Source organism: Halorubrum sp. Atlit-26R (assembly GCF_003666015.1).
Taxonomy (GTDB): domain Archaea; phylum Halobacteriota; class Halobacteria; order Halobacteriales; family Haloferacaceae; genus Halorubrum.
Window position 1 is genome coordinate 1 of record NZ_QPLT01000284.1, and the last position, 613, is coordinate 613.

The 613-nt window shown below is 46.8% G+C and carries 1 protein-coding gene and 1 pseudogene; one reads left to right on the top strand and one right to left on the bottom strand.

The window, feature by feature from the left end; all coding sequences use genetic code 11:
• Window positions 1-126 (top strand): annotated as a pseudogene (locus DVK07_RS23975) (site-specific integrase); the annotation flags it as partial.
• 47 nt (window positions 127-173) lie between these two features.
• Here DVK07_RS23975 and DVK07_RS20590 read toward each other — a convergent pair.
• A partial coding sequence (locus DVK07_RS20590) for an HNH endonuclease family protein (protein WP_147441298.1) occupies window positions 174-613 on the bottom strand: 440 nt, incomplete at its 5' end.

A 613-nucleotide genomic window follows, 5' to 3' on the forward strand; every position in this document is an offset into this window, starting at 1 on the left:
GATGTTCCTGAGAAAGTTGTTAGCGACCGTATGAACGTTGGTCAGCAAGTTCTCTCAAAGCACTACGATCAGAGAACCGAGGAACAGAAGGTAGAACAACGGAGAGGCTACCTAAACAATATCTGAATAGGACGGTATCCACAGCAACCTTTAGCCTATTTTTGAACTAGGTCTTACACACCCCACAAATTCACGATATCTTGAGCAATCGTCCGGGTACGGTCTTCTATCGTCTCAAAGCCCCAGGAAGGATAATTGTCTGGAATTCTCTGAGTCATGGTAATATCTGACTGCTCGTACTCAGCGCACTTCTCAGCATACGAGCCATTCCTTACTCTCGAATTCTGCCGGTCTGCAAGTAGCGTAAGGTTTCCAAGTCTGGATTTGTAGTGATCAAAGCGTTCCTCATTATGATTGAAGACCGCTGCCCATGTGCTATATCTCTCCGATGAAAGAGAGCTAAGCGGTGCGATATGCTCAAGATCGACTTGGTCAAGGTCAATTCTGGTCTCACGAGAGCCAGCGTTATAGTAATCCTCTTCCAGAGCACGGAGCAGGAAACGGGTGAAGCGGCTGTTCGGAAGCTCTCGGCCTTTCAATATCTCTTTTAACT